The following is a 17,109-nucleotide window of genomic DNA, read 5'->3' as shown; positions in this document are numbered from 1 at the left end:
GGGCCGGGGACCTGGTCGCTGGTGGGGGTGTGCGCGGTGGTCGCGGCGGCGGGCCTGCTGCGGCTGCGGGTGCTGCGCCGCCGGGCCGCCCGGTCGAGGGGCTGACCGGGCGGCGGGCGGTGCGTCAGGCCGCCGCGCGCACGGTGCGCAGGGCGCGGCGCACCGCCCGGGTGGCGAACGGCGGCAGGACGTCGAGGGCGATCCGGCGCGGCAGCGAGCGGGGCCGGGCGGCCGGGCGGCGGGACGCCGGCGGCTCGTCCCAGGCCAGTCGGTGGCAGAGCTGCCCGGCGAGGTGCTCCTCGTCGAGCCGGAAGCCCTCGGCCCGCCAGTCCCGGTCGAGCAGGTCGGCGCGGACGGCGTCGGGGTCGCCCCAGGTGCCGTAGAACTTCTCGGGGGTGAGCAGCACCGGCCGCAGTCCGAGGACGAAGACGGCCTCCCAGACGGCGGCGGCCACGCCGGGGGTGTGCGGGGCCCGGTAGTCGTCGAGGGCGACCACGCCGTTCCCGGCGAGCGCCTCGCGGGCGACCAGGATGTCGCCGGTGACGTGCTCGTACAGGTGGGAGGCGTCGACGTGGACGAAGCGGCAGCTGCCGGGGGCGATCCGGCCGTCGGCGAGCACCGAGGTGGGGGCCTGGACGATCACCGGGAGTTCGGGGTGGAAGGCCCGGTAGTTGGTCTCGAAGGCGCGCCGGGTGAGCGTCGTGCGGTAGGACATGTCCATCTCGGCGGAGTTGTCGTCGTCGGGCGCGTCGAGGTCGAACAGGTCGCAGACGGTGAAGGTCTCGCCGGGCTGCAGGTGGCTGCCGAGCAGGACCGCCGAGCGGCCCAGGTAGGCGCCCATCTCCAGCAGGTCGCCGGTGGTGCCGGCGGCGCTCTGCCGGGACAGCAGTTGGGTGAAGGCTTCCCGGTCGGCGCGGAAGAACCATCCGGGAACGTCCTCGGGGGTGGCCGGGACGGTGGGAGCGGCAGTGGTGTCGAGTGCGGACACACGGTCTCCAGGGAGTGGGCCGGGGCGCGGGGCGCGGCGGCGTACGGCCAGCGGGGGGGACTGACTGATGTGAGCGGGATCATAGTCATTCGTCCGGATCCGAGACAGTGTCAGGACCGGATTTCCCCGTGCTGGTTCCGAGCGCCTCGCCGAGCGCCGTTTCGGCCTGCCGGACGGCCCGCAGCCGGGCCTCCTCCGGGTCGGCGAGCGCGGTCCAGGCCGCGCAGTACATCAGCAGCCGGGCGACGAAGTCGATCCACAGCAGCAGGGCCACCGGCACGCCGAACGCCCCGTACAGGCTGCGGCCGGCCACCGAGCCCAGGTAGGAGGAGAGCAGCAGTTTCAGCACCTCGAAGCCGACCGCGCCGATCAGCGCGCCCTCCAGCAGGGCGCGGCGGTGCTGGCCGCGGATCCGCGGGAACGGGCCGAGCAGGTAGGCGAACAGCAGCAGGTCGGCGCAGACCGCGATCAGGAAGCCCAGCGCGGACAGCAGCCAGCGGGCGGCCCCGCCGTGCAGGCCGAGGCCGTCGGCGAGCCGGTGGGCGAGGGTGGTGGCGAGCGCGGAGGCGGCCAGCGAGAGCAGGCAGACCAGGCCGAGGCCGAGCAGCACCACGCAGTCGCGGGCCTTGACCAGGACCGGGTTGCCGGGCTCGTCGGGCAGCCGCCACACGGTGCGCACGGCGCCGCGCATGGTGTCCACCCAGCCCAGGCCGGAGACCAGCAGCAGGACGCCGGAGACCAGGCCGACGGTGCCGGCGTTGGCGACCATGGCGTTCAGGTCGAGCGAGTCGGAGAGGCCGGGCAGCTGCTCGGTGACCTTGTCCTGGAGCTGGCGCACCCGGGAGTCGGAGAGGGTGGCCAGTGCGATCGCCAGGGCCACGGTGAGCAGCGGGAACAGGGCCAGGAAGCCGAAGAAGGTGACCGCCCCGGCCAGCCGGTTGCCCTGGACCCCGCCGAACAGCAGGTACACCCGGTAGGGGCGGCTGCGCAGCAGGCGGGCGGCCAGCGGGCCGATCAGGGGCAGCTTGGTGAGGAAGTCCACCCTTGGCTGTATACCGTCGCCCGGGCCCCGGGGGCGGGAGCGAAACCCCGGGAGCGGCGGCGGGCACCCCCGGAGCGGCCGGCGGCGGGCGGGTCCGGCGGAGCGGCCTAGCGGCGGACGGGTCCGGCGGAGCGGCCTAGCGGCGGACGGCGCGGCGGGCCCGGGCGAGCATCCGCAGGCCCTGGAAGCCGAGGTAGTTGCCGCGGCCGAGCAGTTCGCCGCGCAGCCCCTCGCGGCCGGGGGCGGGCCGGTAGCCGGCCGGGCGGTGCCGGGCGCAGTGCTCGGCGGCCCGGCGGAAGAACTCGCGGCGGTCGCCGGCCGGGACCCGGCCGGGCTTGGAGACCACGGTGGCGAGGTGGCCGAGCATCATCCGGTAGACGGTGGGGCGCCAGCGGTCCAGGTCGGGGCGGGCGTCCAGGAAGGCGAAGACCCGGTCGTACTGGGCGAAGACGTCGAAGTGCTTGCGGGAGGCGGTGGCGAGGATGTTGCCGCCCTCGCGGCGCTGCCGGTAGTGGACGCCGACGGTGTCGAGCAGGGTGATCCGCTCGGCGGCGAGCAGCGCCGGGTAGGTGAACGGGGTGTCCTCGTAGTAGCCGGGCGGGAAGGCCAGGCCGTTGTCCGCCAGGAAGCCGCGGCGGTACGCCTTGTTCCAGGCGACCTGCAGCAGGTCGAGCAGGTCCCGGCGCTCGTCCAGGGCGAACACCTCGGGGCCGGGCCGGGCGAAGACGGGCGCGGAGGCGGAGCGGGTGACGCGGCCGTCCCAGTAGCTGCGGGCGTAGTCGAACACCAGCAGGTCGGGGTCGCCGGTGGCGCGCAGCCGGGCGTCGACGGCGGCGAGCAGGCCGGGGGTGAGGGTGTCGTCGCTGTCCAGGAAGAGCACGTAGTCGCCGGTGGCGAGTTCGGTGCCGGCGTCGCGGGCCGGGCCGAGGCCGACGTTCTCGGGCAGGTGGCGGACGGTGACCCGGGGGTCGCGGGCGGCCGCGGCGTCCAGCAGGGCTCCGCAGCCGTCGGGCGAGCGGTCGTCCACCGCGATCAGTTCGAAGTCGGCGAAGGACTGGCCGAGGACCGAGTCCAGGCACGCGGGCAGGTACTGCTCGACGGCGTGCACCGGCACGACCACACTGAACCGCGGCATCTCTTCACTCTCCCGACCTGGCCTGGCCTGGCGCAGACTAGCAAGCCCCGAGAGGTAGGATCGCCGCCGGTGCCGGTCCGCTCTGCGTGCGTTTGCGCGGGCCCGCCGGTCGCACTCCCGAGGAAAGGCTCTGCGCTCCCGATGGCCCCCCGCCTGTCCGTCGTCGTCCCGATCTACAACGTCGAACGCTACCTGGAGGAGTGTCTCGACTCGATCGCCGCCCAGACCTTCGCCGACTTCGAGTGCGTCATGGTCGATGACGGCTCCAAGGACTCCAGCGCCGAGATCGCCCGGGCGTACGCCGCCAAGGACTCCCGCTTCCGGCTCGTCCAGCAGGTCAACAAGGGCCTGGGGGCGGCCCGCAACACCGGCTACCGGAACGTCTCCGAGGGAAGCGAGTTCCTGGCGTTCGTCGACAGCGACGACACCATGCCGCCGTCCGCGTACGAGCTGATGATCGGCACCCTGGACGAGACCGGCTCGGACTTCTGCACCGGCAACGTGCTGCGCTTCCGCGCCGTGGGCCACTACCAGTCCGGCGGTCACCGCAAGCCGTTCGCGGCGACCCGGCTGCGCACCCACATCACCGAGATCCCGGCGCTGATCACCGACCGCACCGCCTGGAACAAGGTCTACCGCCGCTCGTTCTTCGACGGGGCGGGGGTGCTGTACCCCGAGGGCATCCTGTACGAGGACGCGCCGGTCAGCGTGCCGCACCACTTCCTGGCCCGCCGGGTCGACGTGCTCGCCGAGCCGATCTACCACTGGCGCGAGCGGGAGGTCGGCGAGATGTCGATCACCCAGATGAAGACCAACCCGAAGGGCGTCGTCGACCGGGTCAAGTCGATGGAGCTGGTCCGGGACTGGCTGTCGGCGCAGGGCGACCCGAAGTTCCGCAAGTACCTGCGCACCTACGACGAGAACAACCTCGTCGAGGAGATCCCGATGTTCTTCGGGTCGGTGCTGGAGGGCGACGCGGAGTACAACGCGGCCTACCTGGAGTCGGTCGGCCGGCTGCTGCGCGCCATCGGGCCCGAGCCGGTCCGCAAGCTGCGCGCGCCGCTGCGGCTGAAGTACCACCTGACCCTGCAGGGCCGGCTGGAGGAGCTGATCGAGCAGCTCCGCTTCGAGCGCGAGAGCAACGGCGCGGCCCCGGCCCGCGGCCTGCTGCGCCCGTACGCCGACTACCCGTTCCTGCGCGGCGGCCGCAGGAGCGTGCCCGCCGACGTGCTGCGGCTGAAGAACGCCCTGGTGATGCGCTCGCGGGTGTACGACGCGCACTGGGAGGACGGCCGGCTCAAGGTCACCGGCCACGCGTTCCCCGAGCACCTGGGCGCCGCCAACAAGCACGACATGGTCAAGGCGCTGATCCTGCGCGAGGCCAAGGGCCGCGGCGTGGTGGCCGTGCAGACCAAGGCGCAGTTCAGCCCGGAGGCCACCTCCAGCTCCCCGCACGACCTGTACAGCTGCGACTGGGCGGGCTTCGCCGCGTCCATCGACCCGCAGCGGCTCAAGTCCCGCGGCAGCTGGAAGGACGGCTCCTGGCGGGTGCTGGTGGCCGGGGTCGGCAAGGGCGGCGTGTACAAGGGCCGGGTGTCGGTCGGCTGGCACGACCGCAGCGAGTACCCGCCGGTGCACTGGGTCGAGGACGACGTGCGGATCGTGCCCTGGTCGCGCGACGGCCACCTGCTGCTGCGGGTGGAGCGGGTGCGCGCCCGCGCGGTCGCGGCCTCGGCGCAGGACGGCACCGTGGAGCTGAGCGGCCTGGTCCGCTCCGGCCCGGACCTGGCCGGCGCCGAGCTGAGGCTCAAGCACGTCGAGTCCGACCGCGAGCTGTTCTCCGAGCTGGAGCTGGGCACCCCGGCCGGGCGCGAGCTGCCGTTCACCGCCCGGGTGCGGATCGCCGACCTGACCGCCGTCCGCGAGTCCTGGGACGCGCTGGACCCGACCGCCGAGGAGCGCAGCCGGGACCGCTGGGACCTGGAGCTCAAGCTCGCCGACGGCAGCGCACTGCCCCTGGTGCTGGACGACCGGGCCGCCCCGGTCGAGCTGCACCTGCCGCTCGGCGACGGCGGGCGGGCGCTGTACGCCAAGCCCTCGCCGTCCGGCTACCTGCAGCTGTGCGACCAGGTGCTGCAGCCGGTGATCGAGGAGCTGGCTCCGGCCACCGACGGCGAGGGCTTCGTGCTCAGCGGCTCCTTCCCGCTGCCCGGCGTCCACCGCTACGAGCTGGTGGTCCGGCACCCCAAGCGCCAGGAGGAGCACGCCTACCCGGTGGAGATCGCCGACGGCCGCTTCCGGGCCGCGCTGCCCGCCGTGCCGACCGCGTCCTTCGCCGGGCGGGTGCCGCTGCACAAGGGCACCTGGACGGTGCTGTTCCGCCCGGCCGGCGCCCCGGTCGGCAGCCTGTGGCCGGCCGCCGCGCTGGCCGCCCGGACCTTCGAGGCGCTGCCGCTGGAACTGGAGGCCCGCGGCAAGCGGGTCGCCCTGGAGCGCCGACTGTTCGACACCCTGTCGCTGGAGTCGCACGACTCGCTGGCGCCCGAGGAGCGCAGCGGCCACCGGCAGCGCCTGCTGCGGCTCGCCTACACCGAGCAGGAGTTCGGCCCGCTGACCGACACCGTGCTGTACCACACCGTCCGGGAGGACTGGTGGGCCGCCGACGGCGGGCTGTACGGCGACTCGCCGCGCGCGGTGCACGAGGAGCTGGTGCGCCGCGGCCTGCCGCTGCGCCACCTGTGGACCTCGGTCGACCTGCAGGCCGAGCTGCCGCAGACCGCCGAGTGCGTGCGGCACCGCTCCCCCGAGTGGTTCCGGGCGCTGTCCACCGCGAAGTACATCGTCACCTCCACCCACCTGCCCACGTACTTCCGCCGCCGTCCGGGCCAGGTCGTCCTGCAGACCTGGCAGGGCGTGCCGCTGAAGCGGATCGGCACCGACTTCGAGAAGGTCTGGTTCACCGACTCCGGGTACCTGAAGCACCTCAAGGAGGAGGTGCCGCAGTGGAGCCTGCTGACGGCGGGCAACCGCTGGTCGGCGCCGGTGCTGCGGCGGGCCTTCGGCTTCGAGGGCGAGGTGCTGGAGAGCGGCTCGCCGCGCAACGACCTGCTGTTCGCCGCCGACCGGGAGAAGACCGCCGAGCGGGTGCGCGAGCAGCTGGGCCTGCCCGAGGGCAAGAAGGTCGTGCTGTACGCGCCGACCTTCCGGGAGGACCGCCGGCTGCCCGACGGCGGCTACCAGCTGAACCTGCAGCTCGACCTGGAGGCGGCCCGGGCCGCCCTGGGCGAGGACCAGGTGCTGCTGGTGCGCGGCCACGAGGTGGTGCGCGGGCAGATCGCCGAGGCCGGCAACGGCTACGTGTGGGACGTCAGCACCTACCCGGACGCGGCCGAGCTGCTGCTGGTCGCCGACGTGCTGGTGACCGACTACTCGGCGTCGGTGTTCGACTTCATGAACACCGGCCGCCCGGTGCTGTTCTTCACCTACGACCTGGAGCACTACCGCGACAACCTGCGCGGCTTCAGCTTCGACTTCGAGGCCCAGGCGCCCGGCCCGCTGCTGCGCACCTCCGCCGAGGTGGTCGCCGCGCTCGGCGACCTGCCCCGGGTGAGCGCCGAGTACGCCGACAAGTACGCGGCGTTCCGCGAGGCGTACGTCGACCTGGACGACGGCCGGGCCGCGGCCCGGGTGGTGGACGCGCTGCTGGCCGAGGGCGGGAAGGGCTCCGCCGGGTCGGCCCGGTAAACCTCCCAAATAATTCCGATAAAAGTATTTCAATTCCCTCCACTTCTCCGAAGTGGAGGGAATTGACATTGGCCGGGCCGTTGCGCTGGGATATCGCAAATGCCCTCCCCCGTACGGCACCGCCCCCCCGCCGACCGCACCCGGCGGCCCGACGCCCCCACCGCCGTCGCCGCGCTGCGCCACGCCGCCTGGGACGGCGGCCTCCTGGTACTGCACGGCGAGGGCCGGCTCGTCGGCCACCCCGGCGAGCACCCCGGCCAGACCCGGGTCGTCCTGGAACTGCGCCCGCTCGACGGCTCCCGGCGCACCGTCCGGCTGCGCACCGTCCCCCGCTACCTGCCCGAGGCCACCGACGACAGCGCGCAGGCCCGGCATGGCCTCGACTGGACCGGCTTCACGGTCGGGCTCGACCCCGCCGCGCTGCGCCCCCGCCCCGGCCGGACGGACGCCACCTGGCGGGTCGAGGCCGTCGTCAGCCGCGGCCGGCTGCTGGCCCGCGCCCCGCTCGCCCCGCACTGGTGCGGCGGCGGCGAGTACCCCCCGGCCGGCTGGGGCGACGACGGCGTCCACCTGGCGGCCGCCGCCGACGACGGGGTCCTGCGGCTGACCGCGAGCCGCCCGGCCGTCCGGCTCACCTCCTGCCTGGCCCGGCCCGACGGCTTCGAGCTGCGCGGCCGGGTCGCCGGCCCCGGCCGCGGGCCGCTGGTCCTGCGGCACCGCGACACCGGCGAACTGCTGCAGACCGAGGCCGACTGGCGGGGCGGCGAGTTCACCGCGCTGGTCGGCACCGTCCCGCGGCCCGCGCCCGGGCACTGGGACGCCGCCCTGGCGCTGCCCGGCGGCCCGGCCCCGCTGCGGCTGGACCGGCCGCCGCAGGGCCCCTGCCAACTCCCGCTGCCCGGCGGCGGGCTGACCCTCCAGGCCAGGCAACTCGCCGACGACCGGCTGCAGTTCCAGGTGCGGCCGGCCGAACCCCGAATCGACCGGATCTCCCCCGCCGACGGCGCCTTCGAGCTGTCCGGCGAGTTCCCCGGGGCCGCGGACCTCCCGCTGGAGCTGGTCCTGCGGCACACCGGCGACGGCCGCGAGCGCCGCTCCCCCGTCCGCACCGCCCCGGACGGCCGGTTCACCGCCCGGCTGCCGCTCGCCCCGCCGGGGCCGGACGGCGTGCCCCGCCCGCTCGCCAAGGGCGTCTGGGAGGCCCTGCTGCGGCCGCCCGGCCCCGGTGGGGAGGGGCGGCCGGTGCGGCTGCACCCCTCGGTGCTGCCGCTGCTGCCCGCCCGGGCCGCGACCGGCGGCAAGTCCTTCCTGCTGCAGCGCCGCTGGCACGACACCCTGATCGTGGACAGCCTCCCGGTCCTGTCCGCCGTCGAGCGCAGCGCCCACCGCCAGCACCGGCTGCGCACCGACGCCTACCCGGCCGCCCGGCGGCGCCCGCTGCGCGAGGCGGTGCTGTACGACGTGTTCGGCGGCCGCGGCTACGCCTGCAACCCGCGCGCCGTGCACGCCGAACTCGCCCGCCGCGGCGGCCCCCTGGAGCACCTGTGGGTGGTCGAGGACGGGCAGGAGCGGCCCCCGCCGGGCGTGCGCGCGGTCCGCCAGTGGAGCCCCGAGTGGTACGAGGCCCTGGCCACCTGCCGCTACCTGGTCGGCAACACGCACTTCCCGGAGTTCCTGCGCCGCCGCGACGGCCAGGTGGTGGTCCAGCTGTGGCACGGCACCCCGCTGAAGCGGATCGCGCACCGGCTGCCGCCCGGCTGGGCCGCCGACGACGGCTACCTGCGGCGGCTGGAGCACGAGGTGCGGCAGTGGAGCCTGCTGGTGTCGCCGAGCCCGTTCGCCACCCCGGAGCTGCGCGACTCCTTCCGGTACCGGGGCGAGGTGCTGGAGGCCGGCTACCCGCGCAACGACCGGCTGGCCCGCCCGGACGCGGCCGAGGCCGCCGGGATCCGCCGCCGGCTCGGCCTGCCCCCCGGCCGCCGGGTGGTGCTGTACGCCCCGACCTGGCGCGACGACCGGCCGGGGCCGGGCGGCCGGCACGCCCTGGACCTGCGGCTCGACCTGGCCGCCGCCCGGGCCGCGCTGGGCCGCGACCACGTGCTGCTGCTGCGCCCGCACGTGCACGTCGGCGGGGCGCTGCCGGACGACGGCTTCGTCCGCGACGTCGCCGACTACCCGGACGTGCAGGACCTGCTGCTGGTCGCGGACGTGCTGGTCACCGACTACTCCTCGGTGATGTTCGACTTCGCGCTGACCGACCGTCCGATGCTGTTCTTCACCTACGACCTGGCGCACTACCGGGACGCCCTGCGCGGCTTCACCTTCGACTTCGAACGCCGGGCGCCCGGCCCGCTGCTGTCCCGCTCCGAGCAGGTGGTGGCGGCGCTACGGGACCTCGACCCCGCGCTGCACCGGGATGCCCGACGCCGGTTCCGGGAGCGCTTCTGCCCCCTGGACGACGGCGGGGCCGCCGCCCGCGTGGTCGACCGGATGCTCGCGCTCGGCGGCGGGGGCTGAGGCCGGCCCGGGCAGCTCGACCGGGTCGGGCAGCTCGAACGGTCCGGGCACCGGGAAGTAGGCGGCCAGGAACTCGGCCATCGCCCGCCCCTGCTCCTCCACCGGGGTGCCGTCGCCGGCCCCGTCGGCCAGGCAGAACGCGTCCACGTCGCGCTCCGCGAGCAGCCGGGCCAGCCGGTCGCGGTCCGCGACGCAGTCCACCGCCTTGTACTCGTGGGCGAGCCGCCCGTCGACGGCGCGGCCGCCGAGCTGGGCGTGGAAGAGCGCCAGGGTCACCGGGGCGACGTCGCCGGCCGACCGGAAGGCCGAGCGGCCGGTGGCGGCCAGCTCCTGCGGCCAGCGCCGTTCGGCCTCCTCCAGCAGGCTGCGCCGCAGCGGGTACGGGACGTGGGCGAGCACCCGGGAGTAGACCCGGTGGTGCTCGGCCTCCAGCAGGGCCCGGGTGTTCTGCTGGCCCGCGACGTACACGTCGGGGTCCGGGGTGCCGGTGCTCGGCGGGATCATCCGGCTGTCCCGGAACACCCGGGGCAGGCCGCTGCCGAGGAAGAAGTCCTCGGGGCGGACCGGGCGGCCCAGGAACATGTCGTCGTTGAAGTAGAGGAAGTGCTCGGCCAGGCCGGGGATCCGGTGCAGGCCGGTCTCGATCGCGCGCGAGTTGAACACCGTGCCGCCGGGCAGGATCTCCCGGTGCGGGACGACGGTCAGGCCGGGCACCTCGTCGTTCAGCCAGGACGGCACCTGGTCGGCGGTGACCAGGAAGATCCGCCGGATCCACGGGGCGTACATGGCCAGCGAGCGCAGGCTGTAGCGCAGCTCGTCGTGGTTGCGGTAGCGGTGGTCGCCGTCGTCGTGGGCGGCGTGCACCTGCTCGGGGGCCGGTCCGCCGAACAGCTCGGCCCGGGCCGCGGCGCGGCGGCGCTGCCAGGCCGGGTCGCCGTCGTCGACCCAGGTGTACACCGCGTCCACCGGGAAGCGGACGTCGTCGGGCAGGTCGTGCAGGAACGCCTCCGCGACGGGGTAGTCGCGCTCGCCGACCCGGACGGTGCCGGCCGCCTCTATCGAGGGCAGCCACCACCCATACGGGGTCTCGTCGATCGAGGCGACGCCTCCGGTGGCGGTGTCGGCGGCGTCCCAGAACTCCAGGTCGCAGCCGTGCTCCTCGCCGTAGTACAGGGTGCGCCCGGCGGTCACCACCGGCTGGTACAGGCGCACGCCCTTGACCGCCTCCGGGGGCTCCGGCGCCGGGGGCGGCTCCTCGCCCTCGGGGACCTCGGGCGGCGGCGGGAGCGTCTCGTGCTCGGCCACGGCGTCCGGCAGGGACTCGGCCAGGACGGTGCCGTGCACCCGGCCGTGGCCGAGCATCGCGGCGTACCGGGGGGTGCCGCGGAACGCCTCGGCGACGGCGGCCAGCGCGGCCGCCCGGCCGCCCGGCAGCACGCCCAGGCGGTAGCGGGCGCCGCGGTCGGGGATCAGCAGGTAGCGGACGCCCGCGGCGTCCAGCGCCTCGGCGACGGCGGCCAGGTTGGCCTGCCGGGCCTGCGGGTCGAGCAGGTCGTCGCGGACCTCGGCCAGCCGGCCGCGGTGGCGCACCAGCCCGGGGCGGGCGGCGGCCAGTTCGTCCTCGCGCAGCCGCTGCGGGTCGACCGGGGCGGGCGGCGGGGGCGGCGGCGGGGGCACCGGGGGGAGCAGTCCGTACCGGCGCATGGCGCGGCCGACCACCCGTCGGACCGACGGGGGAACTGCCTGTTTGGTTGCCATCGCCACTCCTGAGCCCGCCGTAACCACGGCGACGGTAACAACCGTGCAACCTCAAACAAAGTAAAGGCAAACGATTCCCAGAGAACTGTCAGAAATCACGGGCCGGACGGTCAGGCGCCGCCGAAGCGGAACGCCGACCAGGGACGCCAGACCGCGTCCGCCCCGAACCGTGAGAGCACGAACTCCGTGACCTCGAAGACCGCCCGGAAACCCTTGGTCCGCTCGTAGGCGGTGTCCAGGACGGGTTCGGGCAGGCCGTGGGCGACGGTGACGTGCGGGTGGTAGGGGAAGGCCAGCTCGCGGGCCAGCGGGCCGGAGCGGACCTCGGCCTCCAGCACCCGGCACTCCTGGGCGCCCTCCTCGACCCGGACGAACACCACCGGGGAGACCGGGCGGAAGGTGCCGCTGCCCTGCAGCAGCATCCGGAACGGGCGCTGGGCGGCGGCCACCGCCCGCAGGTGGCGCTCTATCCCGGGCAGGAACCCGGTGCGGGTCTCGGTCGGCGGCAGCAGGGTGACGTGGGTCGGTATCGACCGGGCCTGCGGGTCGCCGTACCCGGCCCGGGCGTCCTGCACCCGGCTGCCGTAGGGCTCCGGGACGTGTATGGAGACGCCGATGGTGACGGCCTCGTCGAGGCCGGCACCTTCGGGGACGGCAGCCGTCGGCATCAGCGCTTCGGCGCCAGGAAGCCGACCCGGTCGTAGACCTCGGCGAGCGTCTCGGACGCCACCGCGCGGGCCTTCTCGGCGCCCAGCGCGAGGACCCGGTCCAGCTCGGCCGGGTCGTCCAGGTACTGCTGGGTGCGGGCCTGGAACGGGGTGACCCACTCGGTGAACAGGTCGGCCAGCTCGGTCTTCAGGGCGCCGTACATCTTGCCCTCGAAGTGCGCGACCAGCTCGTCGACGCTCAGGCCGCTGAGCGCGGAGTGGATCCGCAGCAGGTTGGAGACGCCGGGCTTGGCCGCCTCGTCGTAGGTCACGACGGTGTCGGTGTCGGTGACCGCGCTCTTGAACTTCTTGGCGCTGGTCCTCGCCGGGTCGAGCAGGTTGACCAGGCCCTTGTCGGTGGCCGCGGACTTGCTCATCTTCGCGGCCGGGTCCTGGAGGTCCTGGATCTTGGCGGTGGCCTTGAGGATGTACGGCTCGGGGACGGTGAAGGTCTGCCCGTAGCGGGCGTTGAAGCGGTCCGCGAGGTCCCGGGTGAGTTCCAGGTGCTGGCGCTGGTCCTCGCCGACCGGCACCGCGTCGGCCTGGTAGAGCAGCACGTCGGCGACCATCAGCACCGGGTAGGTGAACAGGCCGACCGTGGTGCGGTCGCTGCCCTGCTTGGCGGACTTGTCCTTGAACTGGGTCATCCGGGACGCCTCGCCGAAGCCGGTGAGGCAGTTCATCACCCAGGCCAGCTGCGCGTGCTCGGGCACCTGGGACTGCACGAACAGGGTGCAGCGCTCCGGGTCCAGGCCGGCGCCGAGCAGCTGGGCGGCGGAGATCCGGGTGTTCTGCCGCAGCACCGCCGGGTCCTGCTCGACGGTGATCGCGTGCAGGTCGACGACCATGTAGAAGGCGTCGTTGGCCTCCTGCAGGTCGACCCACTGGCGCACCGCGCCGAGGTAGTTGCCCAGGTGGAAGGAGCCCGAGGTGGGCTGGATGCCGGAGAGCACCCGGGGACGGTCCTTCACGGGACCGGTGACCGCTGCGTTGACCATGAGGCCATTGTTCCAGTTCCCCCGGCCGGTCAGGAAACCTCCGGGCCCACCGGATCCGCCGGTGTGACGGTGCTCACCCGCAGCCGCTCGATCCGCCGCCCGTCCAGGCGGGCCACGGTCAGCCGGGCCCCGGTGTCGGTGACCACCTGGTCGCCCTTGCGGGGCAGCCGGCCGAGCTCGCGCACCACGAACCCGGCGACCGTCTCGTACGGGCCCTCGGGCAGGACCAGGCCGGTCTCCCCGGTGAAGTCGGCGAGGTTGAGCAGGCCGTCCAGTTCGACGCCGCCGCCGGCCAGCCGCCGGGTCGCGGTGGTGTCCTGGGCGTCGTACTCGTCGCGGATCTCGCCGATCACCTCCTCGACCAGGTCCTCCAGGGTGACGATGCCCGCGGTGCCGCCGTACTCGTCGACCACGATCGCCAGGTGGTGGCCCTCCCGGCGCATCTCGCTCATCGCCTCCAGCACCCGCTTGGTGGCGGGCAGCAGCTTCACCGGACGGGCCAGCTCGGCGACCCGGACGGCCCGCTCGCCGCGCGCCCCGTACAGGTCGCGGACGTGCACGAAGCCGGTCACCGCGTCGTAGGAGCCCTCCACCACCGGGTAGCGGGAGTGCGGCGCGGAGTCGGTCTCGTTGCGCACCTCGGCCACCGGCCGGTCGCCGTCCAGGAAGGTCACCTCGGTGCGCGGCACCATCACCTCGCGCAGCTGGCGCTCCCCCGCCGCGAACACCTCGTTGATCAACTCGCGTTCGTCCGAGCCGAGTTCGGTGTTGGCGGCGACCAGGCCGCGCAGCTCCTCGGGGCTCATCACGCCGCGCCCGGCGGTCGGGTCGCCGCCCAGCAGTCGCACCATCAGGTTGGTCGAGTGGCCCAGCAGCCAGATCACCGGCCGCAGCACCACCGACATCACGTCCACCACCGGCGCGGCCAGCAGCGCGATCGACTCGGCCCGCTGCAGGCCGATCCGCTTGGGCGTCAACTCGCCCAGCACCAGCGAGGCGTAGGAGATCACCAGGGTCAGGCCGACCAGCGCGACCGCGTCCGCGACGCCCTCGGACAGGCCCGCCCGGACGAACACCGGCGCCAGTTTGCCCGCCAGGGTGTCCGCGCCGAACGCCGCCGACAGGAAGCCCATGCAGGTCACCCCGACCTGCACCGCCGCCAGGAACCGGTTCGGGTCCGCCGCCAGGTGCGCGGCCCGCGCGGCCCGCCGCGAACCCGCCGCCTCCAGGGTGCGGATCTGCCCCTCGCGCAGCGAGATCAGCGCGATCTCGGCGACGTTGAACAGCCCGCCCAACATGATGAACACCAGGACGAGCGCGGCGTCCTGCAGGGTTTCGCTCACGGCCCGAGTGTAGGAGAACGGCCGGGCACCCGACGGGTGCCCGGCCGTTCAGCCGCGGTGGGGAGGCGCTCAGATGAGGCCGAGCTCCTGCACGGCGGCGCGCTCCTCGGCGAGCTCGCCGACCGAGGCGTCGATCCGCTTGCGGTCGAACTCCGAGATGTCCAGGCCCTGGACGATCTCGAACTTGCCGTCCTTGGTGGTGACCGGGAAGGAGGAGATCAGGCCCTCCGGCACGCCGTACGAGCCGTCGGAGACGATGCCCATCGAGGTCCAGTCGCCCGCCGGGGTGCCGTTGACCCAGGTGTACACGTGGTCGATGGCGGCGTTCGCGGCCGAGGCGGCCGAGGAGGCGCCGCGGACCTCGATGACCTCGGCGCCGCGCTTGGCGACCTTCGGGATGAAGAAGTTCTCGACCCACTCCTGGTCGGCGCCCACGGCGTCGAAGGCGGCCTTGCCGGAGACCTCGGCGTGGAACAGGTCCGGGTACTGGGTGGCCGAGTGGTTGCCCCAGATGGTGACCTTCTTGACGTCCTCGACCGTCACGCCGGCCTTCTTGGCCAGCTGGGCGACGGCCCGGTTGTGGTCCAGGCGGGTCATCGCGGTGAAGCGCTCGGCCGGCACGTCCGGGGCGTTGCGCTGGGCGATCAGGGCGTTGGTGTTGGCCGGGTTGCCGACCACCAGGACCTTGATGTCGTCCGCGGCGTTGGCGTTGATCGCCTTGCCCTGCGGGCCGAAGATGCCGCCGTTGGCGGAGAGCAGGTCGCCGCGCTCCATGCCCGCGGTGCGCGGACGGGCGCCGACCAGCAGCGCGACGTTGGCGCCGTCGAACGCGACGTTCGCCTGGTCGGTGATGGTGATGTCGCGCAGCAGCGGGAACGCGCAGTCGTCCAGTTCCATGGCGACGCCCTCGGCCGCCTTGAGGCCCTGCGGGATCTCCAGCAGGCGCAGGTTCACCGGAACGTCGGCACCCAGCAGGTGACCCGAGGCGATGCGGAAGAGCAGCGCGTAGCCGATCTGGCCGGCGGCTCCGGTGACGGTGACATTGACGGGGGTGCGAGTCATTTCAGCCTTCTCCTGCGATCGCCAGGTGCCCCAGGCACACCGGCGCGCTGGAGCCGAGGATGATCTCTCGATATCGAGAGACCTGGGCAAGGCTATCGCAAGGCCGTGACCGCCACCGACCGGGGCACGGCGACTGATGCGCCGCGCCCCGGGCTCCGCGCGCCCCGCCTACCGCATCGGGTGCCCGATCAGCCGTCCGATGTTCTCCAGCGCCGGCACCCGCAGCCACGGGTCGGGCTGGGCCACCAGCGTGAGCAGGACGATCACGCCGCCGAGCACGAACATCAGGGTGACGTCGGTGAACCGGCTGCGGACGGCGAGCATGCCGACGTCCGGCAGGCCGAGCCGGAGCAGCGCGCCGAGCAGGGGCGCGGCGCCGACCGCGAGCAGGCCGAGCCGGAAGTGGCCCTGCCAGGTGATCAGCAGGCCCGCCGCGGCGACCAGCAGGACCAGCGTTATCGGCCACTGCCGCAGCGGCAGCACGTGGCCGCGGCCGAGCGCGGCCGCGGCCCCCTCGGGGGGCACGGTGCCCTGGGTGGTGACGGGGGGGCGGCGACGGCCGCGCCGCGTGACGCCGGGCACCGGTGTCAGACGCCGGCGCGGCGCTCGGCCGCCTCGACGATGTTGTTGAGGAGCATGGCGCGGGTCATCGGGCCGACGCCGCCGGGGTTGGGGGAGATCCAGCCGGCCACCTCGGCGGCACCGGGGTGCACGTCGCCGACGATCTTGCCCTCGCTGCGGGAGACGCCGACGTCGAGGATCGCGGCGCCGGGCTTGACGTCCTCGGGCTTGACCAGGTGCGGGACGCCCGCGGCGGCGACGATGATGTCGGCGTTCTTGAGGTGCGAGGCGAGGTCGCGGGTGCCGGTGTGGCAGAGCGTCACGGTGGCGTTCTCGCTGCGGCGGGTGAGCAGCAGGCCGATCGAGCGGCCGACGGTGATGCCGCGGCCGACCACGACGACCTCGGCGCCGTCGATGGCGACGTCGTGGCGGCGGAGCAGCTCGACGATGCCGAGCGGGGTGCAGGGCAGCGGGCCGTCGATGCCGAGGACGAGGCGGCCGAGCGAGGTCGGGTGGAGGCCGTCGGCGTCCTTGTCCGGGTCCATGAGTTCGAGCACGCGGTTGGCGTCCAGGCCCTTGGGGAGCGGGAGTTGGACGATGTAGCCGGTGCAGGACGGGTCGGCGTTGAGCTCGCGGACGACGTTCTCGACGTCCTCCTGGGTGGCGGTGGCGGGCAGTTCGCGCTGGATGGAGGCGATGCCGATCTCCGCGCAGTCCCGGTGCTTGCCGTTGACGTACCACCGGCTGCCCGGGTCGTCGCCGACCAGGACGGTGCCGAGGCCGGGGACGATGCCCCGTTCCTTGAGGGCCGCCACGCGGACGGCGAGTTCGGACTTGATCGCGGCCGCGGTGGCCTTGCCATCGAGAATCTGGGCAGTCATGCCCCCCATTCTCCCGGATCGGGGGTGCGGGCCGCGCCGCCGGGCCGCCTGCCGGACCGGGCGGGCCGCGCGGGCCGCCGCCGGCGGGTGCGGGGGCACGGAGCGTACCGGTCCCGTCGCGGTTGGGCCACGGTCCGGTCCGGGTTCCGGCCGACGCTGGACAGCGCGGTGTGGTACGGACGACGATGGCCCGACAATCCCCGCCGTACCGGGTCCTGGTGACGGGCTGTCGCCGGTGGGGGCACGACACCGGGGGAAGAACGATCATGAGCGGACCGAGCAGACCGGCGCCGTGCGGCGTCCGCGGCGCGGGCACCGCCGGGTCGTCGCCTAGGTGTCGATGCGGACGACCGTGGCAGGCCGGTCGTGGTCG

Annotated in this window: 11 protein-coding genes and 1 pseudogene; 2 read left to right on the top strand and 10 right to left on the bottom strand. The window is 74.2% G+C overall.

The features are described 5' to 3' along the window. Positions 1 to 124: 124 nt before the first annotated feature. The 3 genes from ACWEO5_RS33810 to ACWEO5_RS33800 form a co-directional block, all read right to left on the bottom strand. Positions 125 to 988 carry a class I SAM-dependent methyltransferase gene (locus ACWEO5_RS33810; RefSeq protein WP_452165946.1) on the bottom strand — a complete coding sequence of 288 codons (864 nt, stop codon included), beginning with the start codon at positions 986 to 988 and terminating at the stop codon, positions 125 to 127. A gap of 85 nt (positions 989 to 1,073) precedes the next feature. Further along, entirely contained in the window at positions 1,074 to 2,030 is a 957-nt protein-coding gene (locus tag ACWEO5_RS33805; protein ID WP_452165945.1) for a YihY/virulence factor BrkB family protein, read from the bottom strand. A 136-nt stretch (positions 2,031 to 2,166) separates the two neighbouring features. Continuing rightward, positions 2,167 to 3,165, bottom strand: a complete 999-nt coding sequence (locus ACWEO5_RS33800; RefSeq protein WP_452165944.1) for a glycosyltransferase family 2 protein — start codon at positions 3,163 to 3,165, stop codon at positions 2,167 to 2,169. Between the two features lie 141 nt (positions 3,166 to 3,306). Here ACWEO5_RS33800 and ACWEO5_RS33795 point away from each other — a divergent pair, with 141 nt between their 5' ends. Both ACWEO5_RS33795 and ACWEO5_RS33790 read left to right on the top strand, forming a co-directional pair. Beyond that, on the top strand, positions 3,307 to 6,909 hold the full coding sequence (locus tag ACWEO5_RS33795) for a CDP-glycerol glycerophosphotransferase family protein (RefSeq protein ID WP_452165943.1): 3,603 nt from the start codon (positions 3,307 to 3,309) through the stop codon (positions 6,907 to 6,909). Positions 6,910 to 7,008: 99 nt separating this feature from the next. Then, a complete protein-coding gene (locus tag ACWEO5_RS33790; RefSeq protein ID WP_452165942.1) occupies positions 7,009 to 9,426 on the top strand; it encodes a CDP-glycerol glycerophosphotransferase family protein in 2,418 nt (805 codons plus the stop codon). Positions 9,427 to 9,459: 33 nt separating this feature from the next. Here ACWEO5_RS33790 and ACWEO5_RS33785 read toward each other — a convergent pair. From ACWEO5_RS33785 to ACWEO5_RS33755, 7 genes and pseudogenes are all read right to left on the bottom strand, one after another. Beyond that, positions 9,460 to 10,788, bottom strand: a pseudogene (locus tag ACWEO5_RS33785) (stealth family protein); the annotation flags it as partial. A 506-nt stretch (positions 10,789 to 11,294) separates the two neighbouring features. Continuing rightward, positions 11,295 to 11,852 carry a 2'-5' RNA ligase family protein gene (locus ACWEO5_RS33780; protein WP_344551959.1) on the bottom strand — a complete coding sequence of 186 codons (558 nt, stop codon included), beginning with the start codon at positions 11,850 to 11,852 and terminating at the stop codon, positions 11,295 to 11,297. Next, the gene (gene trpS / locus ACWEO5_RS33775; protein WP_452165941.1) at positions 11,852 to 12,889 is read right to left on the bottom strand and encodes a tryptophan--tRNA ligase; all 1,038 of its coding nucleotides are present in this window, start codon (positions 12,887 to 12,889) and stop codon (positions 11,852 to 11,854) included. The genes ACWEO5_RS33780 and trpS overlap by 1 nt, the downstream gene beginning before the upstream one ends. Before the next feature lie 29 nt (positions 12,890 to 12,918). Next, positions 12,919 to 14,232, bottom strand: a complete 1,314-nt coding sequence (locus tag ACWEO5_RS33770) for a hemolysin family protein (RefSeq protein ID WP_344551961.1) — start codon at positions 14,230 to 14,232, stop codon at positions 12,919 to 12,921. A 69-nt stretch (positions 14,233 to 14,301) separates the two neighbouring features. Beyond that, the gene (locus ACWEO5_RS33765; protein ID WP_452165940.1) at positions 14,302 to 15,294 is read right to left on the bottom strand and encodes a malate dehydrogenase; all 993 of its coding nucleotides are present in this window, start codon (positions 15,292 to 15,294) and stop codon (positions 14,302 to 14,304) included. Positions 15,295 to 15,462: 168 nt separating this feature from the next. Next, complete coding sequence (locus ACWEO5_RS33760; protein WP_452165939.1) at positions 15,463 to 15,819, bottom strand: DUF3017 domain-containing protein; 357 nt, start codon at positions 15,817 to 15,819, stop codon at positions 15,463 to 15,465. A gap of 62 nt (positions 15,820 to 15,881) precedes the next feature. Continuing rightward, positions 15,882 to 16,736, bottom strand: a complete 855-nt coding sequence (locus tag ACWEO5_RS33755; protein WP_344551964.1) for a bifunctional methylenetetrahydrofolate dehydrogenase/methenyltetrahydrofolate cyclohydrolase — start codon at positions 16,734 to 16,736, stop codon at positions 15,882 to 15,884. Positions 16,737 to 17,109 lie beyond the last annotated feature (373 nt).

This window comes from Kitasatospora sp. NPDC004272, assembly GCF_053603035.1.
Note: the sequence above shows the minus strand (reverse complement) of the source record. Positions and strands in the feature narration are given on the sequence as shown.

Excerpts from the sequence above, each read along its gene's own strand:
- ACWEO5_RS33780 (WP_344551959.1), bottom strand. The coding sequence starts at position 11,852 with ATGCCGACGGCTGCCGTCCCCGAAGGTGCCGGCCTCGACGAGGCCGTC.
- trpS (WP_452165941.1), bottom strand. The coding sequence starts at position 12,889 with ATGGTCAACGCAGCGGTCACCGGTCCCGTGAAGGACCGTCCCCGGGTG.
- ACWEO5_RS33765 (WP_452165940.1), bottom strand. The coding sequence starts at position 15,294 with ATGACTCGCACCCCCGTCAATGTCACCGTCACCGGAGCCGCCGGCCAG.
- ACWEO5_RS33800 (WP_452165944.1), bottom strand. The coding sequence starts at position 3,165 with ATGCCGCGGTTCAGTGTGGTCGTGCCGGTGCACGCCGTCGAGCAGTAC.
- ACWEO5_RS33755 (WP_344551964.1), bottom strand. The coding sequence starts at position 16,736 with ATGACTGCCCAGATTCTCGATGGCAAGGCCACCGCGGCCGCGATCAAG.
- ACWEO5_RS33795 (WP_452165943.1), top strand. The coding sequence starts at position 3,307 with ATGGCCCCCCGCCTGTCCGTCGTCGTCCCGATCTACAACGTCGAACGC.
- ACWEO5_RS33790 (WP_452165942.1), top strand. The coding sequence starts at position 7,009 with ATGCCCTCCCCCGTACGGCACCGCCCCCCCGCCGACCGCACCCGGCGG.